This window comes from Catenulispora rubra (assembly GCF_015356825.1).
Lineage (GTDB): Bacteria > Actinomycetota > Actinomycetes > Streptomycetales > Catenulisporaceae > Catenulispora > Catenulispora rubra.
In genome coordinates this window covers 1-392 of record NZ_JAACYW010000810.1, presented here as the reverse complement: position 1 = coordinate 392, position 392 = coordinate 1, and the positions used below count along the sequence as shown (strand labels likewise).

1 protein-coding gene is annotated in these 392 nt (G+C 71.7%); it reads left to right on the top strand.

The window, feature by feature from the left end:
* Positions 1-392: CapA family protein (locus GWK61_RS55525; protein ID WP_194922410.1), on the top strand; the 392-nt coding region annotated here is incomplete at both ends.

Here is a 392-nt window from a genome sequence, read left to right as displayed (position 1 = left end):
GCATCGACGCGGTCAGCGTCGCCAACAACGTCACCTTTCCCCCGCAGGCGATGCTGACCGGCCTCGGCACCCTCGACAGCGCCGGGATCGCCCACTGCGGTGCCGGTGCGGACCTCGGCACGGCGCACCGCCCGGTCGTGTTCGAGCGCGACGGAATTCGGTACGGCTTCCTGGCCTACACCGCCATCTGCTGGCCCTTCGGGATGGCCGCCGGGCCGCAGACGCCGGGAGTGGCGACCCTGCGCGCCTCCACTTCCTACGTGCCGGACCTGCGCTCGGCCGAGGTCCCCGGGCGAGCGCCCAAAGTCCTGACCGAGCCCTATCCCCACGAATTGGCCGCCATGGTCCGCGACGTCGAAGCGCTACGGGCCGACTGCGACGTCCTGGTGCTC